The following is a 25,882-nucleotide window of genomic DNA, read 5'->3' as shown; positions in this document are numbered from 1 at the left end:
AAATGAATATAAATGTTTTAAATCATGATTTAGACCGTTTGGGACTTGTAGATGCTTACAAGTCTCTTTCTTTTATTCGCAATTACAATGATGTTGGCAGCTTTCAAATTGTTATAGATGTCACTTCTAAGCATTCAAAATTATTACAAATGGATAATATCGTAATGATTAATGCAGATGAGACAAAGGTCGGCATCATAGATAGCATTGGATTTGGATTAGATAACGAGGGGAACGAAGTTAAAACAGTAAAAGGGAAAACTTTAGGTGTCATTTTAGATGATCGTATGATTATCCCTCACGAAAATGAATCACAGGATAAAGTTCAATTAAACATTGAGTCCATTTTGCATCATTATGTAAATAATCATTGTATTAATCCCAATGATATTTTACGGAAATACCCTTTTCTTTCTGCAACGAAAGATAAAAAACGTGGTCGTTCAATTCGATGGACTTCACGCTATGGAAGATTGTTAGATGAAATCAAAACGATTAGCGGTTTATATGCTATTGGGTGGAGATTTGTTTTAGATTTAGATTTAAGTCGATGGCTTTTTGATGTTTATGAAGGTCGTGACTTAACTGTGAATCAAGATGTCCACACTCCTGTTATATTCTCCCCTAAGTTTGAAAACATCTATGATATGGAGCTCATAGAAACGAATACAAATGAACGGAATTTTGCTTATGTTGGAGCTGAAGGAGAAGGAGCTTCACGTAAAATTTATAACGTTGGCACTGCTGAAGGGTTGGCAAGAAAAGAAATCTTTTTTGAAATCAATCCTAATGAAGATGGAATGTACATTGATCCACCAGAACAAGCTTCCCGTCAACTAGATGAATATTATTACATTATAAATCTGACCGCTGGGATAAGAGACTGTGATATGTTTAAATTTGAGCGTGATTATGATTTAGGCGACATGGTAACAATTCATAAACCAGAATGGGATTACATGAATGATTTAAGGATTATTAGCATTGAAGAAGTATTTGACGACAATGGGAAACAAATATTCGCTACTTTTGGGGAGCATATTCCTTCAATCATTGATAGAACTAAACAAGAATTAAAGATATTTGAACCGTATATAAAGAAATAATATTTCCCCACTTCCTTGGTAATGGGTCGTGGGGATTTGTCAATTTAATTTATTTAATGCTCTATATATAATAGAAGGTGTTCACAATTTTTTTATACCTAATGGTACTATATCAAAAAGAGAATGGATGGTGAAATTAAATGAAACGTGAACGTCCCAATAAAACTCCTGAAGAATCATTAGCTGCAATTAAAGAAATCATGGTACAAATGGCAGTAGAATACTTTGAGAATAATCATCACAAGAAAGAGAAGAAGGAGGAAAACAATGATAATTAGGAACGAAAAACTATTAGAGGAAGCTAAAGCGCAAGCTGCGAAACAGCTCAAGGATGAAGATATTAAACGGCTCAATGAAATTTTATACAGTATATTGAAGAGCATGAAATAATTGGAGGTCATTATCGTATGATAATCAACAATGAGGAAATTTTAAACGAGCTCTCAGAACAAATAAAAACTCATGTAACGCAAGAAGATATAGATAAAATAAATTCAGTTATAAACGATTACGTGCAAAACATGGAGAGGGCTGATAATTAAAGATTAACGGCATCTACCACTAACATTTTTTTGGCTGCATAATGCTTATTGGGGCTAATAAGCCTCTAGTTAGAATTAAAAGTATCAGATATTTAGAAGTTCCAGATTATGAAAAAAGAATAGCTAGGCTTCAAGAATTAATGGTAGGTATGCTTTTCGACTATCTAAATGGGTATTCAACTAGAGATAGTGAACACAAAAAGGAATAAATTAAAACGCTCTCATTTATATGAATAATAAAAGGATTAACTCTCCTACTTGTCGAATTAAGTAGATATGAAGGGGAGGTAAGCAGTTGTGGAATATGATGAAATAATAGAAATTCTAATTGACCATACTAAATATGGAGAAACATATTTTGAGAGAAGTTTATTAGATGAAGAAAGAAAATTTTTAATTGAGGAAGGATACTTAAAAGCCTCAGAGGATTGGGTTTCAATTGAGGGTGCAACTTTACTCAATGAATTTTACGTGAAAAATAAAGAAAAAGTATTTAAAAGTTTTATAAGAATGAAAAATTTAAAATCAAAAAACAATCCTCCTAATAAAGGGATATATCTATATGAGGAATTGAGTCAAAAGTGTGATTTTAAACCAACAGCAGCAAAATTAATGTATATCTTAAAAAGATTGAATGAGGATAAAGTATTGAGTATTACTGTTAAGCAATGGAATCAGCCGATCAAAATTAGGAACGAGATTAATAATATTAACGAGATAAACTAAATTAGTTTAATTTGTGAAGTCACATCTAATCGTTGTGGCTTTTTAATATGGAGAAATATCTAAACACTCTCAACCACTGAGGGTGCTTTTTTATGCTTACATAAGAAAAATATGGTAAAATTAAACTAAGTTGTATAGCGTTTAACCAATTAGAGATGGAGGAAAGCAAATGGGTATTCGTACTTGTGTATATGCTCGTGTCAGTTCGAAAAAATCGGAGCAAGCTCAGTCTCTAGAGAATCAAAAAGAAAAATACAAACAATATTGCGAAGAAAAGGGTTATGATTTAATCAAAGTGTATCCTGATGATGGAAAAACAGCTACAAATGCTAGACGTGAAGCCTTCCAAATGATGATGTATGATTGTGGCATAGACTTTGAAAAAAATGATAACGGTTCTGACATTTTCCGAAGGTCTTCAAGAAAAAGTAAATACGACCTTGTAATTGTTAAGGATCCGAGTAGAATGTCACGCTCGACTGTGGACGGGATAACATCAGTTAAGCAACTGAAATCAAATGGTGTAGATGTGCTTTTTGAAAATAGTGGAATGTCAACATTTGATAGCAACTGGGAGTTTAATCTTTCCATACTATTTTCCATTGCACAGAATGAATCACAAAACTTATCTAATCGAATTAAGTTCACGAAAAATCATAATGCTAAGAATGGGAAATACGCACCTGCAAGGTTGCCATATGGTTATGTACGTAATGAGGAAAATGAATTTGTGATAGACGAAGAACAGGCAGAAGTAATTAGATACATCTACAAGCGTTATATTGAAGCAGGAGCGTACATTATAGTTAGGGAAATCAATGAACAAGGGTATAAATCGCAAACAGGTGTCACATGGTCTGAGCATATGGTTAATCGAATAATAAAAAATTACATCTACACTGGAACTGCAATAGTTGGAAAATTATCTAAAGACAGTGTAACGGAAACAAAAACTTCAGCTACCCCAAAGGACAAGCATATTTACATTCCCAACGCAGTTCCTTCTATTATATCAGTCGAACAATGGGAAGAAGCCAACAGAATAAGAGAATCTAGGATAAACAAGTCATCTAAGAGTGGAAGAAAGCCAATTAAAAATGATGTTTACTATCCTAAGCTTTACTGTTCGAAATGTGGCAGTCGTTTTGTTCGACATATGGGAGCTAAAAAGAAAATTACTTATATGTGTCAAAAAAGAAAGCATGGAAAAATAAAAGAATGTAACGCTAGAGGGATTTCTGTAAATATTCTAGATGAAATGTTCAGTCGTGTAACTGTAAAACAGAATACAAACTTCATGAGTAATCAAACTTATTACAAGGCTCTAATGAGTGGACTTGATTCAGAAGCTAAGAAATTGGATCAGCGTATTTATGAACTGGACAAGCAGATAAAAGAGCTAGAAGATGATAATAAAGAAACCTTTAAGACGCTGAAGAAGGAAATGAAGAGTAGTTCAGAAGTTGTTAGAAAGATGTTTCAAGATGAAATTAACGACAATGCAAAGAAAATTGAACAATTGAACAAAAAGAAAGAATCGTATAATCTGAATGTAGTAAATGATATGATTGATAAAGTGAAAGAAAAAAGTTTGTTAATGGAAAATATTCAAATGAACAAGAGGATTAAAGTAGAAGATAAACATAAACTACTGAAAAAAGTTATTATCAGTGATTATGATTGTGAGTTCTTTTTCTCGCTTCCTTCATTTGAAGAGGAAATACACGAATTTAATTCGATTTTTACATCGGCACAAATTGAAACAAATTTGACATTTGAGCCATTTACTGAAACATTTAAGCGTGAACATAAAGCATCTAGAGACTATTGGAATATGATTGATGAGCAATCAATGGAAGATGATGAGCTTAGATTGTCTCAGCCAATGACCGATGAAGAATATGATAAGCAACAAGAGGAATATAAAAGAGCATATGAACTAATCAACAAGCAATCCTAAACGAGAGGGTTGCTTTTTTATGCCTTTTCAAAAATGGTGGAAGGTCAGGTTGCGGCATATAAAATCGAGCATAAAAAAATCCCTGCACTTGTAGAACTTGAAACAGAGGGCTATTTGCCTGGTGAGGACACAACATGTCCAAATGGAGAAACTGTTACCGTTGATCCTATTACTGGGAAAGTGACTAGTGGATAAGTCAGTTAAGAATAAATTTAAGTGGAACGAAAAGGGATTTACAATGATTGAGATGTTGCTTGTCCTATCGATTGTAATGGTTGTATCTACTTCTGTAATATTTTTTACATCTACAAGGATGAAGGAAATGGAGGAAGAGAGATTCTACAAGCAATTACATTTAGACGTTCAAAGACTTCAGGCAATTTCTATTGGAGAATACGGATACACTCATTTAACTTTCAAAAATAATAAAACCAAATATGAAGCAATTATGTCTAATGTACTGCTGTTTGAAAGAGATTTACCTAAGAATATGCGTTTAAGTGATGATAGTACACTAAAAGTGATTTCATTTCATCCAAATGGTAATGTAAACGATTTTGGTAACCTATTGTTCGAGACGGAGAAAGGTGAGAAGCGAATAACTCTTTATATAGGTAGAGGTGTGATAAATTATGAAAAATGATCATGGTTTTTCTTGGCCAGAAACGATTTTATCATTGAGTATTACCTTTCTTATTGCCACGACAATATTACCGTTATTAAATAATATGATGGTTCAATTAGAAGATAAAAAGAGGAGCTATCATTCATCTTTGGTTATGTATGAAGTTGTAAAAATGTATACAGTAGAGGGTATTTCAGCAGGAGTAATGCATATTGAGAAAATGTCTTATTCTTATGAAATAGAAAACGAGAAAGTTTGTATTTACTATGAAGGGATGCGGGAGGAGCAGCATAAATGTTTGCCGCTAGCAAAATGAAAATTCGTGATCAATCAGGTTACACATTACTAGAAGGGATTCTTCATTTAGCAGTGTTTATGCTGTTTGCTCAAGTACTGGTAGGGGTTATGTGGTGGTTAACTAACACGGAAGCAAGTGTGACAGATACGACTGAAATAGAATGGGCATTGTTCATCCAATATGTAGATTCCTATTTAATAGAAGTAGACTCCATTGAGGTTCATGAATATTCAAAAGGGTTTACGATAAGAAAAGGTATTACAAATTATAAAGTGGAGTCTTATAAAAACTTGATACGCAAACAAAAGAATTGGGATGGTCATGAGCAGATGTTATTAAATATTGATTCTCTATTTGTTGAAATGGAAGGAAGCTTATTGCGAATGACGGTGAATTTTTTAAATGGCGTAGATAAGGAGCATGTATTTTATGTTACATTTCGTACAGAATGAAAGAGGAGTATTCTTGCCAGCTGTAGTTATTCTTTTGCTGATTGTTACCGTTTTTTTACTGTCAATTACTGCAGCATATCAAGCCAAATATCAAACATACGATGCTTTAGAGATGTTTTATACAGGTGCAGCAATCGAAAAAATGGAGGTACTCCATCGACAAATTATGCGATAGTTTCGATCGAACTCATTTTTTATAGTTGTAATAAAAAATGCCACTCTCTATAATAAAGAATAACTTGATGATACTATGGCACCGAGAAAATTGGAATTTAGTGAGTTGGTGAATTATGTATAAAGTATATTTAGTAGGGTTTATGGGTAGCGGAAAAAGTGTTATTGGTAGAAGATTGAGCTTTTTTCTAAAAATGCCCTACTACGATATGGATAAAGAAATTGTAAGATTGCAAAATAGGACGATTCCTGAGATCTTTGAGCAAGAGGGAGAAGCTTACTTTCGGAAAGTAGAGACTGACTTTCTTGAAGAGTTCCGGAACGAATCGTGCATCATTTCAACAGGTGGCGGAGTTGCCATGAACGAAAAAAATATTGAAGTGATGCGAAGAACTGGGCTTGTACTTTATTTGGATGCAACTTTTGAAGATATTTGGATGAGAATAAAAAACGACAAAAACAGACCGATTGTGCAGAACAGTACAAAGGAAGAATTAGAGCAATTGTTCAAAACGAGGAAATGGTTTTATAAAAAGGCGGCGCATATAACGATTCGAACAGAACATAGACCACTAAGACAAATAACAGAATACGCTGGATACCAAGTGAATCGTCTGAAAGGCGGATGATTTATAAGGAATTCTATAATAACGTTCGTCTATTGGTGATTTTATTAAAAAGTATTGCTTATAATTTACTTGAATGTTAGGATATAGACAAAGAGTGAGTTATACAGATATCGCGGATGATTATACGGGGAGAGAACACACTAGTTGTGTCGCCGAAGGAGCAAGTAATGTAAATTATGAATCTCTCAGGCAAAAGAACTCGTATAGGACGCAACTCTGGAGAGCGCTTTCGTTTATACTACGTGAAGCCACCAAAGAGGAAAGCCATTTTTGGTAAACTTTCAGGTCCCAGGACAGAGAATCCTTGTTTTTCCAAAGGGGTTTTTCTGTCCTTTTTTGTATGGAAATTGTGAAGGAGGAGATTATTTTGGCAGAACAGTTGAAACGAACACCTTTATTTGATGTATATGCAAATTACGGAGGAAAGACCATTGACTTCGGAGGTTGGGAGCTTCCAGTCCAATTCTCAAGTATCAAGGCCGAGCACGAAGCAGTAAGAACGAAAGCTGGATTGTTTGACGTTTCTCATATGGGAGAAATAATCCTAACGGGTACAGATAGTGAAGAATATCTTCAAAAGCTTATGACGAATGATGTCTCGAAATTAGTAGATGGTCAGGCACAATACACAGCTATGTGTTATAAGGACGGCGGGATTGTAGATGATTTATTAATTTACAAAATCGAAGATAATCATTATCTTCTTGTTGTAAACGCTGGTAATATCGAAAAAGATTATAACTGGATGCAAGAAAATGTAATTGGAGATGTAAAACTAGTAAATAAATCAGAAGATTATGGTTTACTTGCTTTACAAGGACCTTTAGCGCAAGTCATTTTACAAAAGCTGACTACCAAAAATTTAGATGAAATTGGGTTCTTCCGTTTCGCAAACAATGTCGAAGTTGCTGGTCAAAATGTGATAATCTCACGAACTGGCTATACAGGGGAAGATGGATTTGAACTATATGCTTCTGCAAATGATGTAACAGGTCTATGGGGCAGTATTTTAGATGCAGGTAGCGAGGAGGGAATTCTTCCATGTGGTTTAGGTGCTCGTGATACTTTGCGTTTTGAAGCTTGTTTACCACTATATGGTCAAGAACTAACAAAAGATATTTCGCCACTTGAAGCTAATATTGGTTTTGTCGTAAAACTAAAAAAAGAGCAAGATTTTAATGGTAAATCTATATTACTTGAACAGAAAGAGAACGGTGTAACAAGAAAAAGTATTGGTATCGAAATGATTGATAAAGGAATTCCACGTACAGGATATCCAGTATTTGTAGATAACAAGCAAATTGGGCATGTTACATCCGGTACTCAATCTCCTACACTTAAGAAAAATATTGGTTTAGCTATAATTGACGCAACATTTGCAGAACTTGGGCAAGAGGTAGAAATTGAGATTAGAAATAAACGACTAAAAGCAGTTACAGTAGCAACTCCGTTTTATAAAAGAGAAAAATAAGGCATAGAAAGAGGTTGTCCATTGATGAAGCATCGTTATTTACCAATGACTGAGCAAGATCAAAGCGAAATGCTAGAAGTAATTGGCATTTCTTCAATTGATGAATTGTTTGCAGATATCCCGGAAAAAGTTCGTTTTAAAGGTGACTACAATATTAAACCTGCAAAAGCTGAATCTGCTCTATTAAAAGAGTTGAGCCAACTTGCTGCAAAAAATGCAGACAGTAAACAATATGCATCTTTTTTAGGTGCTGGTGTATATGATCATTTCAAACCTATCATTGTTGATCATGTTATCTCTAGATCTGAATTTTACACTGCTTACACTCCTTATCAACCAGAAATTTCGCAAGGCGAATTACAAGCTATCTTTGAATTCCAAACGATGATTTGTGAGCTTACAGGTATGGATATAGCAAATTCTTCTATGTATGATGGTGGTACTGCACTAGCTGAAGCCGGTAACTTGGCAGCAGGGCACACTCGTCGTAAAAAATTAATCGTTTCTGAGGCAGTACATCCTGAATATGTCGATGTTGTGAAAATGTATGCAAAAGGACAAAATGTTCAAGTAGTTACTGTTCCAACAAAAGATGGAGTAACAGACTTAGCGAAACTTGAAGAATTAGTGGATGAAGAAACAGCCGCTGTTTTAGTTCAGTATCCAAATTTCTTTGGTCAAATTGAAGATTTGGCGAAAGTGGAGCAATTGACTCATGCGCAAAAAGCATTATTCGTTGTTTCTGCAAATCCGCTTGCACTTGGTGTATTAACACCTCCAGGTAAATTTGGAGCAGATATTACAGTAGGAGATGCACAAGTCTTTGGAATTTCCGAAGCGTTCGGTGGGCCTCACTGTGGATTCTTTGCAGTAAACTCTAAGCTAATGCGTAAAGTTCCAGGTCGTTTAGTAGGTGAAACAACGGATGAAGAAGGTCGTCGTGGCTATGTATTAACTTTACAGGCTCGTGAACAGCATATCCGTCGCGATAAAGCTACTTCAAACATCTGTTCAAATCAGGCATTAAATGCACTTGCGGCTTCAGTAGCAATGACTGCACTTGGTAAAAATGGTGTAAAAGAAATGGCCACTCAAAATATCGTGAAAACACATTACGCAAAACAATCCTTTGAAAAAGCAGGATTTGAAGTCCCGTATCAAGGTGCTCATTTTAACGAAATCGTTGTAAAAGTAAACGGTTCAATTCCAGAGGCAAATAAAGGGCTTCTTGATAAAGGAATTATCGGTGGTTTTGACTTAGGTCGCATTAACGCTGACCTTAAAAATCATGTATTAATCGCTGTAACAGAACAGCGTACAAAAGAGGAAATAGATGCACTCGTGCAAGAAATGGGGGCTCTTTATGCATAAGGATAATCAACCATTAATATTTGAAATAACAAAAAAAGGCCGCGTAGGATATAACCTACCTGAGCTTGATGTACCTGAAGTAGATTTATCAACATTATTACCACAAGGTATGCTGCGTGTTGAAGAAGCTGAATTACCAGAAGTATCTGAACTAGATATTATGCGTCATTATACAGCACTATCCAACCGTAATCATGGTGTAGACACTGGATTCTATCCACTTGGATCTTGTACGATGAAATACAATCCGAAAGTTAATGAGTCGGTTGCGCGTTTCCCAGGTTTTGCGAATATTCATCCATTACAAGATGAAGCCTCTGTTCAAGGTGCGATGGAGTTAATGTTCGATCTTCAAGAGCATTTGATCGAAATTACTGGAATGGATGAAGTAACTCTTCAACCTGCTGCAGGCGCACATGGTGAATGGACTGCTCTTATGATGATTCGTGCATTTCATGAAGCAAATGGGGATACACAACGTACGAAGGTAATTGTTCCGGATTCTGCACATGGAACAAATCCAGCTTCAGCAACAGTTGCAGGTTTTGAAACGATTACAGTTAAATCGAATGAGGATGGCTTAGTAGACTTGGAAGATTTACGTCGTGTTGCAGGTCCAGATACTGCTGCATTGATGCTAACAAATCCAAATACATTAGGTTTATTCGAAGAAACTATTTTAGAATTAGCTGAAATTATCCACGGTGTTGGTGGTAAATTGTATTATGACGGTGCAAATTTAAATGCAGTTATGTCGAAAGCACGTCCAGGGGATATGGGCTTTGACTGTGTTCACTTGAACTTGCATAAAACATTCACAGGTCCACATGGTGGCGGAGGTCCTGGCTCAGGTCCAGTAGGTGTAAAAGCTGACCTAATTCCATTCTTACCGAGTCCTGTGCTTGTAAAAGAGGATGATAAGTATACATTCGATTATAATCGTCCACAAACAATTGGCCGTGTAAAACCGTTCTACGGAAACTTCGGTATTAATGTTCGTGCTTATACGTATATTCGTTCTATGGGGCCAGATGGTCTTAAAGCGGTAACCGAGTATGCGGTATTAAATGCAAACTATATGATGAGACGTTTAGAGGAACATTTCGATCTTCCTTATAACCGTCATTGTAAGCATGAATTCGTACTAAGTGGTCGCCGCCAAAAGAAACTTGGCGTCCGTACGCTGGATATGGCAAAACGTTTGCTGGACTTTGGTTATCATCCACCTACTATCTACTTTCCTTTAAATGTAGAAGAAGGTATGATGATTGAACCAACAGAAACAGAGTCAAAAGAAACATTAGATGCTTTCTGTGATGCAATGATTCAAATTGCGAAAGAAGTAGAAGAAAATCCAGAAATCGTTCAAAATGCTCCGCATACTACAGTGATTAATCGTTTAGACGAAACTAAAGCTGCGCGTAAGCCGGTGTTACGATATACAATAGCATAAAAAAAATGTTCAAATAAAAGGCACCCTAAAAGTAGACATCATAAGAATGTCTAACTAATAGGGTGCTTTTTTTAGAATTAAGTAAAACATGTATATATTTTAGCTAATGAAGTAACACAAAAGTTTTCAGGTAAAGATAAGCGGAATGATAATTTATTTGATTATTCAAAAAGGGTAAAAATGTATCGCTTTAAATTCTATTAAGTATTCTCTTTAATCTATATATTATATTGTATGTCGGAAAAATAATATAAAACACAAAAAAATGTTTATGAAATCATTTATCCAGATACTTTATAACCATTGAAATTTCTTTATTTTGTAAATTTATTTTCGGGTAAAAAAATATCAAAAAAGAAATACTTCACAAAACAAAGAATATTATGTTAGCTTATAAAAAATAAAAAATGTAAAAATGTTGAATACGCTTCCAGTAGTTGAGGGAATGTAAATTCAAGGATATTGCTTTCGAAAAAATATGAAAGCTATTTTATTTATTATTTCCCTCTGAATAAAAAGAGGAATAGAACAATGCATATGCCTATAAGAATTTATAATTATGCAGAATCTAAATTACCAATGACAGTAAAACTGGTGAGGGATATTTTAGATTAACATTATATAAATAATTATTATCTTGATACTAATTGGCATAAAGGCCCTCTAATTGGTATGAGTAAAGAATCAGAAAAACTAGTCTTGGAAGACATAAAGCAATGTGTAAATAAATATTATATAAATGAATAAAATTCCTCAAAATGTAAATTGCAAAGGTTAAAGTTAAATATTATTAACACCAATTTAAACTGTTACAACTTGAAAAGCTACTAAAGACAAGAGATTTTCACTAACACACTCGTTCAATTTATACACAATTTTATTTTTAATAGGGGATTTATATGAAGAACTTTATGTAGATTAAGGTTTGCCTATAGGTAAAATTTTATTTTTCAAACGTCCCAATCTACAGATGGTTGCCAAGGCTTTTTATAAAGGAGTGATAAAACTATGAGCTTAGTTATAAAACAATTAAAAAAGAGATATGGGAATCTACAAGTTTTAAATGGAGTAAACTTTGAAGTAAAGCAAGGGGAAATTTTTGCAATTCTCGGTCGTAACGGTGCAGGAAAAACGACTTTAATCAATGCACTAATGCAATTAACAGATTATGAGGGAGAAATTGTTTATGATTTTAATAAAAAAAATCTCTATAAAAATATAAATTTACAGTTACAGACTTCTCAGTTTGAGGAAGGTGCGAAGGTCTTAGAGACATGTAAACTTTATAAAGCGCTATTAAGAAGCGATGTTAATTTAGATAATCTTCTAGATGAACTAGAACTTTCGAACTTTAAAAACAATTATATAAAAACATTATCAGGCGGACAAAAACAAAAATTATCAATAGTTTTGACGCTTATTGGTCAACCGAAAATAATAATTTTTGACGAGTTAACTACTGGGCTTGATACCATAGCAAGAAGAGGTATTTGGGACCTTCTTAAGAAAATTAATAAAATCAATCACACTACGATAATACTTACAAGTCATTTTTTGGATGAAGTAGAGTATTTAGCTGATAGGGTAATGATTCTTGACAATGGGATAGCAATAAAGATTGATACAGTGAATAATATTATAGATAATTTATTTGAAAGTAAAAAGAAAATTCAATTTAAAATAAGTGATATTGATCGAGGCAATAATACATTTTCCTTCCAGTTTTGGTTGTTAAGAGATAATTTATTCGAAACTGAGTGTACTAAGGTTGAAGAAAATGCTGTTTTAAGTGAGATTATTAAAAATAATGGGTTTGATATCAATATGAAGAGCTTTTTATTTGAGGATGCGTTTTTAAAAATAATGGGTTATAAGCTTACAAATGAAGGGGAAGTTGAGAGGTGAGGAATTTTATAATTTTATCAAAGTATCAAACTTTGTTATTATCTAGAAATTTAAAGAGCACCTTGATTGGATTTTCCTTACCCATATTAATGTTTTTTATTTTTAGTAATTTGTTAGGTCAGTATAAAGTGGAGGAAAGTAATCTTTCCATTGTGGAATATCTTGTGCCAGCATATATACCAATTATTATTATAAATGCGGTTTTGGTTATTTTTGGGCAACAATATATATTATATAAAGAACAAGGAAACTTATTAAAATATAAATTGTTAGGCTTAACATCCTTTACGGTTGCAGCTAGTATTTATTTGGCAACAATTGTATTTCAACTTTTAGCCTCGGTCACATTGATTCTTTTTGCTTTTCTCTTGAAGGGCGTCGTGTTTCCTTTTGACAATACTCTCTCTCTTTTGGGAGGATTTTTCTTAATTAATTTATTTCAGTTTGCTTTAACAGTATTTATTGTTTCAATTATTCACAAGAGCACGACGTATCAACCAGTTGCTTTTATGCTGTTTTATTATCAAATGTTCTTAGGAGGTTTAACATTTCCTCCAGAAATGTTCCCTGATTTCCTAAGGAAACTTATGTATATTTTCAATCCAATAATTTATGGACTAGAAATAATGAGGGGGGTATGGGTTGATGGGAAAGTCTTGTTTTCGTTTATAAAAGAAATATCTCTATTAATTTCTATATCTGTTGTTTTAATCATCATTAGTATTTTGTTAAATAAAAAGAACAAAAATACCTTGTAAATAATGATATAAATTAAGCCTTGAAGCCGGGAGTATTACTACTCGATAATGCGTGATAAAAGTAACAGTGCGATTCCCACTAAGATCGCACTTTTTGTAGTTCATTTATCCTGTTTAAAGGAATTATTAAACTTTCAGTGGAATATATAAATAACAATATAGAGGAGGGTATACAGATGCATAAAATACTAGGAAAAGATGAGTATGCTCCGTATTATCAAAGTTATGTAGAACTAGTTTCAGAAGAGGATTTTGATAATCTGTTAGAGGAGGGAATTGATAAAACTAGTAATTTGGTTTCCAATATAGCTGAGGAGCAAGGAATGCTCCGTTATGCCGATAATAAATGGACTATTAAAGAATTGCTTGGCCATATGGCAGACACAGAACGAATAATGGCTCATAGACTATTATCAGTTGTAAGAGGAGATGCAGTTTCACTTCCTGGTTTCGATGAAGGAAACTATGTACAAGCTGCTTCATTTAATGAGCAATCGATAAATGATCTACTACAAAACCTACAAGCTGTTCGCAGGTCGACTATCCATCTAGTGAAGAGCATAGATGCTGACAGCATGCTAAAAAGTGGAACTGCGAATAATAGTAATGTAACTGCCCGAGCAATCATTGTAATAATCCTTGGTCATGAGCAACATCATTGTAATATTTTGAGAGAACGTTATTTATCAACTGTATAATTAAAAACAGGGTAGTTTAAAAGGGATCATTTCGCCAAAATAGAAAAAAATATAAGAGGAGCAAATGTTGTTTAATCAACATTATGCCTCTTATATTTTATAGTTTTTCATGTTTAACCCTATTATTTAAGCATAAAATCCATTTATCCATCATATAGGCTATAGCAAGACCGATAGAATAACGTATTAGGTCAATTACAAGGAAACCTTTACCGAGTATTAGAGCCCCGAACAAAGTACCTCGAACTGTAATTATCCAATCTGCTTGATAGAGCTGGCTAAACTCAATGGAAAAACAAAAAATAAACCCTAGCCATAATGCCATATACTTACTATTACGTACAAAGATAAAACGAAATAGAAAATACACCATGATTGCCCAAAGTGTATCGCCAGCATGATTCACGATAAAATCAGGCAAAGCATTAATATATCTACTAGCTAAACCAAGACCAATGGAGAACAAAATAGCAATTGCATAGTAAATCCTTTTCCGCTCATTAGTAAAATTCATATTATAGCACTCAAGTCTCATTAATAATTAAATCCAATTGAATTATCATCATTTTCCCAATTGTTTTTATTTGTTCGTTTATTTTGCTTTGTTAATTCTTCGATTCGCTTCTCGTAGTCTAACTTTCCGTCATAGTGCCAGTTCAGTGCAACGGACATATACAATTCATTTAATTGGGACATAGATAGTCCTTTAGAGAGCTTTGCTATCTCTTTTACTTGTTCATCAGAGAAAATCTCTTTGATATCGAGTTTTCGTAAATAGTTTTGTCGAACTTTTTCTGTTGGAGATGGAATTTCATATGCTCGATCAAATCGACCGGCACGATTAATAAGCGCAGGATCGATTTTTTGAGGGTAGTTGGTTGTCCCTATGATAAATAGTCCTTCTCTGGATTGGGCGCCGTCCAGCGTGTTTAAAAAGACCGAGCGAGTATATTCTGGCATAGAGTCTATATCCTCAATAACTAAAATGGCTGGAGCTAGTCTTGTAACAATGCCAAATACTTCTTGGATGGAATGACTACCAGTAAATTCCGTGATTTGCCAATAGACAACCGGTGCTTTCGTGGATCCTGTTATGGATTTTACTAATGTTGTCTTACCGTTACCTGGAGCGCCATATAGCAGAATTCCTCGTTTGTAGGGAAGCCCGTAATCCTTGAAAAAATGTCCGTCTTTTTTAAAAAATTCATCGATCGAGCGAAAAATATCCTGTTTAATACTTTCTGCTAGAAGGACATCCTCTCTACTAACAACTGCTTGATCTCCGTAATTTCTACGCTGGACACCATTTTCCGTATCAACAAGATAAGTAACGGACTGCATTAACAATTGTCGAAGCTTTTCGTTGATTTCTTGTAAAAAATTTAGTGCCTGTTCAACAGATGTCGAAAAAAATTGATATTCCGGCCATGTATTGCCGCCAGAATAGTTGAATGCTAAGGTTAATGCCACATTATATTGTGGAAATAAAATCAAATTATTTTCAAAGGTTTCTACAACTTCTAATTTATTTTCGAAGGATAATAGAGACTTACTAGAAATTTTGCCCTGAGACTTTGTTTCGAAAATGGAACATAACACCTCGTATTGTAGCAATCCTTTATCCATCATTTCTAACAAATTGCCATCCAATTGAAGGATGGATTCACCAATGTCTATCGATTGCCAATTGTCATTTGTTTGTTCGTTCAATAAGGTAATAATTTGTCTAGAAATAATAGCGAAGTCTTCGTAATGCGGATGAGTTTGTCTATAACTTTCTTCATGAGAAAATAATATATGTTTTTGCATCTAAACCCTCCAAAATAATATGGATGAAAGAAAAAAGGTTCCTCTTAGATTAGAAGAACCTTATGTATTACTTAGATTTAACTTTACCTGTCCAAGCTTTGAAACCACCTTGGAGCTGGAATAATTGTGTATATCCTTTTTTCTTTAAAAACATGGCTGAACGAGAACTTCTAGCGCCACTTTGATCATACAAATACACCGGCTTGTCTGGACGGATTTCTTTGTAGCGTTGACGAAATTGAGATGAAGGGATATTTCTTGCTCCCAAAATATGTCCACCATCAAATTCTTTTGGTTCACGAACATCAATCAGTTGGGCTTTACGATAGCCTTCAATGAATTGCTCTTGCGAGAGGTTTGTAACAATTTTCTTTAAACGGTATGCCGAGATTCCAGCATAGACTAAAAGTACAACGAGTATAGCGATGACAAAATACAATAATTCTAACACGGTCTTTCCCCTTTCTATGTTTCCTTATTCATTATAAAAGAAGTGCTAGATACAATTCAATCTATTTGATAAAATGATACACGTTGTGAAGGGAGAGATTAAGGTGAAAAAGGCAAAATGGTACTTCATAAATTCTGGACCTTGTAGTCCATCTTATAATATGGCGATGGATGAAGCACTACTAGATTGGCATAGTGAAGGTCTTATTCCACCTGTTATAAGATTTTACGAATGGAACCCAGCTACATTATCAATTGGTTATTTTCAATCAGTGGAAAAAGAAATTGATATGGAGGCTGTAAAAAGATTAGGACTTGGTTTTGTGCGTAGACCTACTGGGGGAAGAGGAGTACTTCACGAACATGAGCTTACATACAGTGTGATCGTTAAGGAGAGCTACCCGAGCATGCCAGCGACCGTAACAGAGGCTTACCGTGTTATTAGTGAGGGTTTATTGTTAGGGTTCCAACACCTTGGATTAGACGCTTATTTTTCCGTTCCGAATACAGAAGAACAAAAAGAAAATCTAAAAAAACCAAAATCAGCTGTATGTTTTGATACGCCAAGCTGGTATGAATTAGTAGTAGAAGGAAAAAAAGTTGCTGGTAGTGCCCAAACAAGGCAAAAAGGTGTTATTCTACAGCATGGTGCAATTTTACTCGACCTTGACGAAGATAAATTAATTCAGACGTTTAAATTTGCTTCGGAAGCGGTAAGAGATAGAGTGAGGAAAAGCCTATCGCAAAAAGCTATTTCCATTAACAAAATAATACCAAAACCGATAACGATAGAAGAATGCAAAACTGCTTTTAAAAAAGGATTCGCGGAAGCTTTGGACATTGAGTTGATAGAATATCAATTAACCGGGGAACAGCAAGATTACGTAAAAGAACTAGAAGCGACAAGATATGCTAATGATGAATGGAATTTTAAAAAATAAAAGTAACAAGGTCTTATAGCAAAAATGAAATATAGGAAATTAGTTCTTAAATTTAAAATCCTAATCTATTTGCTTTACCTTCTACATATTGTGTCGTATTATTAATGAAACCACTACATATTGTGTCAATCGCAATTTGTAGAAAGGAGGAAGAGTAAATGGTAACTACCAAAGATGAAACCAAACTTACTTTAAATGTCGAAGCATTAAATAAGGATATTCAATTATTTCCACAAGTTCACCCAATTACGCAAGATATGACACTTACACATAAAGGTGTTTCGAGACTCGTCATGATTGATCGATATTCCTTCAAGGATACAGAAAAGAAAACGTTAAAAGCAGGAGATTTTGTCGTCTTAACTGTGAAAGAAGACCCTAAATTTCCTGCACGTGGGCTAGGATATATTGTCTCTATTAACGAACAAGCAAAAACAGCTGAGGTGCAGATCGAAGAAGATTACCGAAGTGCAATTGACGACGCTGTTAAAATCGAGTCTGGAATTATTACTCGTCCTTTAAGTGTCATTGAAAAACCTCTTGAAGTTTATTACGAGCAAATTGCCAAAAGAAATGCAACAGGACTTGCTTCTGTAGAAAAAACAGAAGAAAAACGTGGAGAATGGTTCGAGAAATTCTACCAACAACTAGTTTCTTTGAAATTCATCCCAGCTGGACGAGTACTTTATGGTGCTGGAACAGGAACAGATGTAACTTATTTTAACTGTTATGTAATGCCATTCGTTGCAGATTCTCGTGAGGGGATCAGTGACCACCGTAAGCAAGTAATGGAAATTATGAGTCGTGGTGGTGGAGTTGGTACAAACGGTTCCACTCTAAGACCGAGAAATACTTTAGCTCGCGGAGTGAACGGTAAATCATCTGGTTCAGTTTCATGGTTAGATGATATAGCTAAACTTACTCATCTTGTAGAGCAAGGGGGATCACGTAGAGGCGCACAAATGATAATGCTAGCAGATTGGCATCCTGATATTGCAGAATTCATCATTTCTAAAATGCAAAATCCACGTATTCTGCGTTTCTTGATTGAAAATACGAATGATGAAACGATCAAACAACTTGCGAAGGACAAGCTTAAATTCAAACCTCTTACAATCCAGGAAGAAGCTATGTATCAAGGTATTATTAATTATAAAACGATTCCAGGTCTAGGTGGTTTTAATGATGAGATAATTCGTGATGCCGAAACAAAATTACGTGATGGCGGAACTTATTCAGTGCATAATTCTGAGTTTTTGACTGGTGCAAACATTTCCGTAACGCTTACGGATGATTTCATGAAGGCAGTAGAGGAAGACGGCGACTTTGAATTACGTTTCCCAGCAACTGAAGCTTATTCTACAGAAGAGATGGATTTCTACAATGAAAATTGGCATAAAATTGGCGATGTTCGTGAGTGGGAAAAAATGGGCTATGAAGTTCGTACTTATCGTACAGTAAAAGCGAAAGAGCTTTGGAATTTGATTAATATTTGTGCTACTTATTCAGCAGAACCTGGTGTTTTCTTCATCGATAATGCAAATGAAAAAACAAATGCAGCAGCATACGGGCAAAAAGTTGTCGCTACTAATCCTTGTGGTGAACAACCACTTGCACCTTATTCTGTATGTAACTTGGCTGCTGTGAATTTAGCGCAATTTGCAAATAAGGAAACAAAAACGGTTGATTATGAAGCGTTAAAAGAAACGGTTCGTGTGGGTGTACGTATGCAAGATAACGTGATCGATGCGACGCCATATTTCTTAGAGGAAAATAAAGTACAAGCTCTTGGCGAAAGACGTGTAGGTTTAGGTGTTATGGGTCTTGCCGACTTGTTAATTTATTGCGAAAAAGAGTATGGTTCGGATGAAGGTAACGTTTTAGTAGATGAAATCTTTAAAACAATTGCAATTGCGGCATATGAAACATCTGCAGAGCTTGCCGTAGAACGTGGAAGCTTCCCATTCCTAACTGGTGAAACAGAAGAGGAAACGAAACGTTTACGTAAAGCCTTTACGGAAACTGGATTTATGAGTTCAATGCCAGAAGACATTCGAAACTCTATTTTAGAAAATGGTATTCGAAATTCTCATTTGTTAACAGTTGCACCTACAGGGTCTACTGGAACAATGGTTGGTGTTTCTACTGGACTTGAACCGTATTATTCATTCACTTATTATAGAAGTGGACGTTTAGGTAAATTCATCGAAGTAAAAGCAGATATTGTACAAGAATATTTAAGCCGTAATGAAACAGCTGAGGAAGATAATCTTCCAAATTGGTTCGTTACTGCTATGGAACTTGCACCAGAAGCACATGCAGATGTGCAATGTATTATTCAACGTTGGATTGATAGCTCAATTTCTAAAACAGTTAACGCACCACGTGGATATACGGTCGAACAGGTAGAAGGCGTTTACGAACGTTTATATCGTGGTGGAGCCAAAGGTGGAACTGTGTATGTTGATGGAAGTCGTGACTCGCAAGTATTAACTTTAAAAGCAGAGGAAAATACATTAGAAGATCATCCGAAAGAAGAAAAAGTAGAAAAAAGACATGTCGTTTTAATAGATACAATTCAAGACTTACGTTCAACTAATGTAACAATTGGTTCAGAAGTTGGAAATACATGTCCTGTTTGTCGCAAAGGTACTGTAGAAGAAATGGGTGGATGTAACACATGCACCAACTGCAATGCCCAACTAAAATGTGGATTGTAATTTTATAATGATAAAAACACAAGCGGATAAGCCCTTATCACTTGTGTTTTTATTTTGTTTTTTTAGGTTTAATAACTAGCTCATTCGCTTAAACTATGGAAAAACAAAGGAGATTGACATGAAAGGATTATCGATCATTACTAGCCTAGTTGCAGCGATTGGAACAACCGTTTTATTTAAACTCCTAGATTATTTCCAATTCATTAAATGGAACCCTATAGGATATACGAAGACATTTCAGTTATTAAAAGGGAGCAACGTATATATTAAATGGATAATATTGTTTTTAATCATATGGGGTGTTTGTTTTCTTCTATATTATATTTCTTTATTGTTTGTCAAAATTCCAGTGTCCATAACTAGTATTGCTTTGGGTCTCTTAATCGCCATTGCACTTGAATGGATTATTCTAGATACAGATTCTATAGAGAAAACGATAAAAAAAATATCGATACCATTTATATGTATTGTTATTGTTGCTGTACGTTTCATCATGGAATCAGCAATTTTTCACTCGCAAGACCATTCACATGTAAAATGAAAAATTTACCGACCTCGCTTACTATGTTAAAATATACAAAGAAGTTATTTTGATAATGAGATGAGGGCTAAAAATGAAACTAGGTAAATTACGTGCAGCACTTGAGGAAAATGGAGTCGATGCTTTACTAATAACGAATGGCCACAGCCGCCGATATATGACTGGATTTACTGGTACAGCTGGTGTAGCGATCATTTCTAAAAATGATGCGGTGTTTATTACGGATTTCCGTTACACGGAGCAAGCAGCAAGTCAGATTAAAGATTTCCGTATTGTACAACATAAAAAAACAATGATGGAAGAAATTGCTACTCAAGTTACAGATATGGGAATAAATTCATTAGGATTTGAAAAAAGTGATGTAACTTACAGTGATTTTGAACTATATAAGCAGGCTATACAAGCCGATTTAGTGCCAGTTTCAGGCCTTGTTGAAAAAATTCGCTTGATTAAGACGGACGAAGAGATTAGTATAATAAAGGCAGCTTGTCGTATTGCTGATGAAGCATATGAACATATCGTAACTTACATAAAACCAGGTATGACCGAGCTGGAAGTATCCAACGAATTGGAATTTTTTATGCGCAAAAAAGGAGCAACTTCCTCTTCCTTTGATACAATAGTGGCTTCTGGAACACGTTCAGCACTTCCACACGGGGTTGCAACGAACAAGGTCATTGAAAATGGAGATTTTGTCACATTAGATTTCGGTGCATTATACAATGGGTATATTTCTGATACTACACGTACGCTTTCTGTTGGGGAACCAAGTGATCAATTGAAAGAAATTTATCAAGTAGTCCTCGACTCTCAACTATTAGCTTTAGAAAAAGTTAAACCTGGAATGACTGGAAAAGAAGCAGACGCTATTGCTAGGGATTATATCGCTTCAAAAGGTTACGGAGAAGCATTCGGGCACTCATTAGGTCATGGTATCGGATTAGAAGTACATGAGGGTCCTGGATTATCTTTCCGTTCTGATGTCGTTTTGGAGCCAGGTATGGTTATTACCATTGAACCAGGTATTTACTTGCCTAATATTGGTGGAGTACGAATCGAAGATGATGCTCTTGTTACAGAGAATGGTTTAGAAAAGTTAACGCATTCGACAAAAGAATTACTAATTTTATCTTAATTTGGAGGAAAAATAATGATTTCAGTAAATGATTTTAAAACTGGCTTAACAATTTTAGTGGATGGTGTATTATACCGAGTATTGGATTTTCAACATGTTAAACCTGGTAAAGGCGCAGCATTTGTTCGTTCTAAATTGAGAAATTTACGTAACGGTTCAGTGAATGAAAAAACTTTCCGTGCTGGAGAAAAAGTAGAAAAAGCACAAATTGATAATCGTAAAATGCAATATTTATATGCTAGTGGTGATCAGCATGTATTCATGGATACAGATTCTTACGAGCAAATCGAACTAAGTGAAAACCAAATCGAGTACGAACTAAAATTCTTACGCGAAAATATGGAAATCCATGTAATTCAATTCCAAGGAGAAACACTAGGAGTAGAATTACCAAAATCAGTTGTTCTTGAAGTAACAGAAACAGAACCAGGTATTAAAGGTGATACTTCAGGTGGTGGTTCTAAAACTGCTAGTCTTGAAACTGGTTTGATAGTAACAGTTCCATTGTTCATCAATGTTGGAGATAAACTAATCATCAATACAGATGAAGGTTCATACGTATCAAGAGCACAATAATTTTATATTAATACCTGCAGAAGAGTCTCACATTTGTGAGGCTCTTTTTTAAAGAGAAAGTATATAAAAATGTACAATAAGTACTGGGTTCATAGGACTTTAAAGAATGAGTAATACTGTTGATTTCCGTTTCGGGCGGACATATTCTGGGAGTGAGCGATAATAAGCCATCACCGCTGCTCATGCGTTCGTTCGTTGTGATATCTTATCAGCGTCACTCATCTCGCTGGAGTCGCCGCCTTTCACTTCAATCAATTAGTGTGACATCGCATAGACTGTAGCTTAGATGATATGATTGGTCAAATTTTAGAGAGTTTTAACATTATTTGTAATCGCAGTTGAGTGAGAAATGCTATTCAGTGATAGGTGAAGGAAACGGGATTTCTTTTATTCTAGTGGAAATTAAAGAGAAGTAGTAAGCATTTACCCCATAAAGAAGCGAAATAGCGAACGAAATTGCATCTTCGAGAACTTATACTATAAATAAGTAAGTAACTCTTCTTTCATTAAACAAAAATGCACTATACCTGTTCCTATAGCTGAAGAAGGCCGACGGATAGCTAGTAGCTATAAAATTACCGAAAGGAAGGTTGGTCGTGACGATAGTCACGACCAAACTTCAAAAAGAATAAATGGTAATAATATAGCGAGAAGTTTATCCAAAGGACTTCGAAAACTAAGATACAAGTTTGAATCCTCAAAAGCTCTTACACTTTTCTTTTCATAATCCGTCCCACTCTATCATATGTTGTCTGTATGGAAGGGGGAGGCATTGTGGAACTTCACGATGTACTTCGAGTTGCAGGAATTGGTATTTTAATAGCTATTCTTCACTTGTTTTTTGAATCTACTGGTAAAAAAGAGTATGCATTTTTTTTGTTTTTTGTTGGTTATATATATATGACAATTGAATTATTGCGACTGTTGAGACTATTTTTTTACGAAATATCTACATTTTTAGAATGGCTTATGATGACGAGTTAGCAAATGATCATTTACATTACAATTATTCTTGCATTTGTTTTACTGCAGCTCATTAAAGAATCTTACCCTCGCATTCATTCAATTGTCTATACGATTTATATTTTTCTCTTTCTAACTTATATATTCACCGTATTTATCATTCCTTATGTCTCCCAATATACCTCCGTCATACCAGCGAATCTACTACCGGTCTTTAAACTACTTTTATTTTCTGTCATATTATTATTTCTTACACAAATAATCGAGGAACTTTTATTGGACTATGAATATACAAGCCTAGCATCGTTATTCACTTTTACGACAAAAGCTATTTTGCTTATTGTTTGGCTGAATCATATGAAGCAATTCTATGACAAGTTTTTATCACTTTTGGGATTACTCTCTTGAAGGAATGAACAGCAATGGAAGAAATACTGACGTCATTAGTGCAGCCTGTCAAAGAGGTAGCACAAACATTTTCGTATATGCTATTATTTGGATTTGTCTTTATCTGCCTAGAGTGGTTTATTCCATCGAGTAAAAGATTATTTAAATTATTATTTATGTTAATAATATGCATCTATTGTTTAGAACCAGCTATTCGTGCATTAGAAATGATTCAAGCAATGACGACTGAATTAGTGACTCTCTTCCTAGGTATATATCCAATTCTGACACTCGGGATCGCTGCTTCAGGAGGAGCATTTTTAATAACCGCGTGGAATCCAGCTGTCATGCTATTTGCATCATTTACTACTGTGTTAGCCGGGAAAATCCTAATACCTGCCATTATGGCAGCATTTATATTTGATTTGATCAGTAGAATCCATCCGCCTACTTCATTTTCAAAAATGTCTGATCTCATCCGTCTGACTTTAATAGGATCTACTTCTATTATTCTTCTCTTATATAGTATTTTTATGTCGGTGAATGGTGTGATTACATGGTCTGTAAGTGGAACTGTCAATGAGACTGTAAAACGGCTAATCCAGAATAATATTCCTTTTGTCGGATCTTTACTGACGGAAAGTATTAGCACGATGAAAAACTTTTCCTCTTCTGCTTCTGTTATAACCGGAAATGCAGTTATTTTATCTGTGTTAATGTTAGTGTCAATTCCAACTATACAAACAATTCTTATTGCTTTTTTATACCGTTTACTTGGTGCTATTCTAGAACCCTTTGTTGATGGGAATATAAGCGGATTATTAGATGATATCGGAAAGACACTGTTTGTTCTTTCTATAATTTCCGTATTAATCGCATTTACTTTTTTCTTCACGATTATATTAACTATGTTATTTGCAAAACTATTAATAGGTGGGAAAGGATAGTAACCATCGTTACGACACTTCTCTTTGGCATTTTATCAATCGTTCTAGTAGGTGAGCTACTTTCGATTTTACTGGAGCATACAGATAAGGAACGCACAGGGTTTCTTGTGAAAATAGCGATAATCTATTGGATTATGTGCTTTCTCTTCATATAAACAGGTTGTCTTGCATAAAGTATTGTATCCATCATGAAAAGAAGGGTGAATCACCATTTCATTTAAACAAAAACCCACTTTTCGTTTTGTTGTCATTTGTATAGCTGTCCTTTTCATTAGTCTACTTTTTTCGGACTTACTCACTCGTGGTGAGGAAAATACTGTTGAAACCGATGATACACTCAACCAAACTACAGAAAGCCTAACTTCGATATTAGAGAAGATAAACGGAGTTGGTAAAGTTGCAGTTTATTTCCATTACGAGGATAGTTCCGAACAGACTGCGGAAAGTGACATATCATTTTTCCAGTGGACAAGTGACACTAAAAAGGACAAGGAGAAATTGATTGGAATACTAGTAGTTGCGGAAGGGGCGAACGATAAACGTATAAAAAATAGTTTAATAAAAACACTATCATCTGTATTGCAAATATCTCCACATCGAATTGTGATAGAAGAAATGGAATTGGAGGATAAAAAATATGAATAAAAAGAGATCTGTATGGTTTTTAACATTATTTAGTTTAGTAGCAGTAGTGACGGTTTTTTATGTATCGGATCGACCATCTCCATTCGATGGGATTCAACTATTTTCCGATGACACGTTAGATGAGGTAGGATTAGTAGAAACTTCTTCGACAAATGAAGAATCATTTGTTTCTCAAAGTAATGCATTTGAAGAAATGAGAATGGAAGTAACAGATAAACGCAGCCAACTAACTGAACAATTAACTAAAAAAGTAGGTTCCAATGAATTTACTGCAGAACAAAAAGACGAGGCTTATAACCAAATGGAAGAACTAGTTAAAATTAATTCTACAGAAGGGATGCTGGAGTTAATCATAAAATCATTAGGTTATGATGACGCATTAGTACGCATTGAAGAAAGTAAAGTTTTAATAGATGTTGTGTCTAATGAACAATCAACTAAAAAGGCATCCGAAATTATATATAATGTTAAGCGTGAGTGGCCGCAAGCTAATAAGGTAGAAGTAAATTTTGATGGCCAGTAAGCTATAATAAAATTAAAAAATACTTAATATATAGCGATATTGAAGAGTGCCTGAAGAGGCGCTTTTTTTTATTATTT

At 34.6% G+C, this 25,882-nt stretch carries 30 protein-coding genes and 1 riboswitch; of the genes, 27 read left to right on the top strand and 3 right to left on the bottom strand.

All coding sequences use genetic code 11. From position 1 onward, the window contains the following. Nucleotides 1-2: 2 nt before the first annotated feature. The 17 genes from ACN6MX_RS10945 (at nt 3) to ACN6MX_RS10865 (ending at nt 14,168) form a co-directional block, all read left to right on the top strand. Complete coding sequence (locus ACN6MX_RS10945) at nt 3-1,106, top strand: siphovirus ReqiPepy6 Gp37-like family protein (protein WP_419958955.1); 1,104 nt, start codon at nt 3-5, stop codon at nt 1,104-1,106. 140 nt (nt 1,107-1,246) lie between these two features. Continuing rightward, on the top strand, nt 1,247-1,384 hold the full coding sequence (locus ACN6MX_RS10940; RefSeq protein WP_419958954.1) for a hypothetical protein: 138 nt from the start codon (nt 1,247-1,249) through the stop codon (nt 1,382-1,384). Next, a complete protein-coding gene (locus ACN6MX_RS10935) occupies nt 1,374-1,496 on the top strand; it encodes a hypothetical protein (RefSeq protein WP_419958953.1) in 123 nt (40 codons plus the stop codon). The genes ACN6MX_RS10940 and ACN6MX_RS10935 overlap by 11 nt, the downstream gene beginning before the upstream one ends. Nucleotides 1,497-1,945: 449 nt before the next feature. Further along, nucleotides 1,946-2,374, top strand: a complete 429-nt coding sequence (locus ACN6MX_RS10930; protein ID WP_419958952.1) for a hypothetical protein — start codon at nt 1,946-1,948, stop codon at nt 2,372-2,374. A 169-nt stretch (nt 2,375-2,543) separates the two neighbouring features. Then, nucleotides 2,544-4,334, top strand: coding sequence for a recombinase family protein (locus ACN6MX_RS10925; protein ID WP_419958951.1), 1,791 nt, complete (start codon nt 2,544-2,546; stop codon nt 4,332-4,334). A gap of 33 nt (nt 4,335-4,367) precedes the next feature. Beyond that, the gene (locus ACN6MX_RS10920) at nt 4,368-4,529 is read left to right on the top strand and encodes a hypothetical protein (protein WP_419958950.1); all 162 of its coding nucleotides are present in this window, start codon (nt 4,368-4,370) and stop codon (nt 4,527-4,529) included. Further along, the gene (gene comGD / locus ACN6MX_RS10915; RefSeq protein WP_419958949.1) at nt 4,522-4,977 is read left to right on the top strand and encodes a competence type IV pilus minor pilin ComGD; all 456 of its coding nucleotides are present in this window, start codon (nt 4,522-4,524) and stop codon (nt 4,975-4,977) included. The genes ACN6MX_RS10920 and comGD overlap by 8 nt, the downstream gene beginning before the upstream one ends. Further along, nucleotides 4,967-5,275, top strand: a complete 309-nt coding sequence (locus ACN6MX_RS10910; RefSeq protein ID WP_419958948.1) for a hypothetical protein — start codon at nt 4,967-4,969, stop codon at nt 5,273-5,275. The genes comGD and ACN6MX_RS10910 overlap by 11 nt, the downstream gene beginning before the upstream one ends. Further along, nucleotides 5,254-5,709: a competence type IV pilus minor pilin ComGF gene (gene comGF / locus ACN6MX_RS10905; protein WP_419958947.1), complete on the top strand. Its 456-nt coding sequence runs from the start codon at nt 5,254-5,256 to the stop codon at nt 5,707-5,709. The genes ACN6MX_RS10910 and comGF overlap by 22 nt, the downstream gene beginning before the upstream one ends. Beyond that, complete coding sequence (locus ACN6MX_RS10900; protein ID WP_419958946.1) at nt 5,687-5,884, top strand: hypothetical protein; 198 nt, start codon at nt 5,687-5,689, stop codon at nt 5,882-5,884. Before comGF ends, ACN6MX_RS10900 begins: the two co-directional genes overlap by 23 nt. Before the next feature lie 115 nt (nt 5,885-5,999). Further along, nucleotides 6,000-6,512 carry a shikimate kinase gene (locus ACN6MX_RS10895; RefSeq protein WP_419958945.1) on the top strand — a complete coding sequence of 171 codons (513 nt, stop codon included), beginning with the start codon at nt 6,000-6,002 and terminating at the stop codon, nt 6,510-6,512. A 116-nt stretch (nt 6,513-6,628) separates the two neighbouring features. Beyond that, a riboswitch (glycine riboswitch) is annotated at nt 6,629-6,723 on the top strand. A 156-nt stretch (nt 6,724-6,879) separates the two neighbouring features. After that, the gene (gcvT, locus tag ACN6MX_RS10890) at nt 6,880-7,983 is read left to right on the top strand and encodes a glycine cleavage system aminomethyltransferase GcvT (RefSeq protein ID WP_419958944.1); all 1,104 of its coding nucleotides are present in this window, start codon (nt 6,880-6,882) and stop codon (nt 7,981-7,983) included. A gap of 24 nt (nt 7,984-8,007) precedes the next feature. Further along, a complete protein-coding gene (gene gcvPA / locus ACN6MX_RS10885; RefSeq protein WP_419962606.1) occupies nt 8,008-9,354 on the top strand; it encodes an aminomethyl-transferring glycine dehydrogenase subunit GcvPA in 1,347 nt (448 codons plus the stop codon). Continuing rightward, a complete protein-coding gene (gcvPB, locus tag ACN6MX_RS10880) occupies nt 9,347-10,807 on the top strand; it encodes an aminomethyl-transferring glycine dehydrogenase subunit GcvPB (RefSeq protein WP_419958943.1) in 1,461 nt (486 codons plus the stop codon). Before gcvPA ends, gcvPB begins: the two co-directional genes overlap by 8 nt. 1,008 nt (nt 10,808-11,815) lie before the next feature. Then, on the top strand, nt 11,816-12,712 hold the full coding sequence (locus tag ACN6MX_RS10875) for an ABC transporter ATP-binding protein (RefSeq protein WP_419958942.1): 897 nt from the start codon (nt 11,816-11,818) through the stop codon (nt 12,710-12,712). Beyond that, nucleotides 12,709-13,470: an ABC transporter permease gene (locus ACN6MX_RS10870; RefSeq protein ID WP_419958941.1), complete on the top strand. Its 762-nt coding sequence runs from the start codon at nt 12,709-12,711 to the stop codon at nt 13,468-13,470. Before ACN6MX_RS10875 ends, ACN6MX_RS10870 begins: the two co-directional genes overlap by 4 nt. A gap of 176 nt (nt 13,471-13,646) precedes the next feature. Further along, a complete protein-coding gene (locus ACN6MX_RS10865) occupies nt 13,647-14,168 on the top strand; it encodes a DinB family protein (protein ID WP_419958940.1) in 522 nt (173 codons plus the stop codon). A gap of 97 nt (nt 14,169-14,265) precedes the next feature. On the opposite strand, the gene ACN6MX_RS10860 is transcribed toward ACN6MX_RS10865, so the two are convergent. The 3 genes from ACN6MX_RS10860 to ACN6MX_RS10850 all read right to left on the bottom strand — a co-directional run bounded on the left by ACN6MX_RS10860 (nt 14,266) and on the right by ACN6MX_RS10850 (nt 16,428). Next, nucleotides 14,266-14,682 (bottom strand): DUF2809 domain-containing protein, encoded by a 417-nt coding sequence (locus ACN6MX_RS10860; RefSeq protein WP_419958939.1) that lies wholly within the window; start codon nt 14,680-14,682, stop codon nt 14,266-14,268. A gap of 20 nt (nt 14,683-14,702) precedes the next feature. Beyond that, nucleotides 14,703-15,977 (bottom strand): AAA family ATPase, encoded by a 1,275-nt coding sequence (locus ACN6MX_RS10855; RefSeq protein WP_419958938.1) that lies wholly within the window; start codon nt 15,975-15,977, stop codon nt 14,703-14,705. Between the two features lie 67 nt (nt 15,978-16,044). Further along, nucleotides 16,045-16,428, bottom strand: coding sequence for a rhodanese-like domain-containing protein (locus tag ACN6MX_RS10850; protein WP_419958937.1), 384 nt, complete (start codon nt 16,426-16,428; stop codon nt 16,045-16,047). A gap of 103 nt (nt 16,429-16,531) precedes the next feature. Here ACN6MX_RS10850 and ACN6MX_RS10845 point away from each other — a divergent pair, with 103 nt between their 5' ends. The 10 genes from ACN6MX_RS10845 to ACN6MX_RS10800 all read left to right on the top strand — a co-directional run bounded on the left by ACN6MX_RS10845 (nt 16,532) and on the right by ACN6MX_RS10800 (nt 25,805). Beyond that, a complete protein-coding gene (locus ACN6MX_RS10845) occupies nt 16,532-17,368 on the top strand; it encodes a lipoate--protein ligase family protein (protein ID WP_419958936.1) in 837 nt (278 codons plus the stop codon). A gap of 158 nt (nt 17,369-17,526) precedes the next feature. Then, entirely contained in the window at nt 17,527-20,088 is a 2,562-nt protein-coding gene (locus tag ACN6MX_RS10840) for a vitamin B12-dependent ribonucleotide reductase (protein WP_419958935.1), read from the top strand. A 118-nt stretch (nt 20,089-20,206) separates the two neighbouring features. Beyond that, entirely contained in the window at nt 20,207-20,629 is a 423-nt protein-coding gene (locus ACN6MX_RS10835) for a hypothetical protein (protein WP_419958934.1), read from the top strand. 73 nt (nt 20,630-20,702) lie between these two features. Next, the gene (locus ACN6MX_RS10830; protein WP_419958933.1) at nt 20,703-21,764 is read left to right on the top strand and encodes a M24 family metallopeptidase; all 1,062 of its coding nucleotides are present in this window, start codon (nt 20,703-20,705) and stop codon (nt 21,762-21,764) included. A gap of 15 nt (nt 21,765-21,779) precedes the next feature. Beyond that, complete coding sequence (gene efp, locus ACN6MX_RS10825; protein ID WP_211894596.1) at nt 21,780-22,340, top strand: elongation factor P; 561 nt, start codon at nt 21,780-21,782, stop codon at nt 22,338-22,340. A gap of 774 nt (nt 22,341-23,114) precedes the next feature. Beyond that, nucleotides 23,115-23,324, top strand: coding sequence for a SpoIIIAC/SpoIIIAD family protein (locus tag ACN6MX_RS10820; protein ID WP_211894595.1), 210 nt, complete (start codon nt 23,115-23,117; stop codon nt 23,322-23,324). 3 nt (nt 23,325-23,327) lie between these two features. After that, nucleotides 23,328-23,711 (top strand): hypothetical protein, encoded by a 384-nt coding sequence (locus ACN6MX_RS10815; protein WP_419958932.1) that lies wholly within the window; start codon nt 23,328-23,330, stop codon nt 23,709-23,711. Nucleotides 23,712-23,725: 14 nt separating this feature from the next. After that, nucleotides 23,726-24,637 (top strand): stage III sporulation protein AE, encoded by a 912-nt coding sequence (locus ACN6MX_RS10810; protein ID WP_419958931.1) that lies wholly within the window; start codon nt 23,726-23,728, stop codon nt 24,635-24,637. Nucleotides 24,638-25,135: 498 nt separating this feature from the next. Further along, a complete protein-coding gene (locus tag ACN6MX_RS10805; RefSeq protein ID WP_419958930.1) occupies nt 25,136-25,282 on the top strand; it encodes a hypothetical protein in 147 nt (48 codons plus the stop codon). Further along, entirely contained in the window at nt 25,275-25,805 is a 531-nt protein-coding gene (locus tag ACN6MX_RS10800) for a SpoIIIAH-like family protein (RefSeq protein ID WP_419958929.1), read from the top strand. Before ACN6MX_RS10805 ends, ACN6MX_RS10800 begins: the two co-directional genes overlap by 8 nt. The last annotated feature ends 77 nt before the right edge of the window (nt 25,806-25,882 follow it).

The organism is Psychrobacillus sp. BM2 (genome assembly GCF_048572895.1).
Lineage (GTDB): Bacteria > Bacillota > Bacilli > Bacillales_A > Planococcaceae > Psychrobacillus.
The sequence above is the reverse complement of the archived record's forward strand: the minus strand, read 5'-3'. Positions and strand labels throughout refer to the sequence as shown.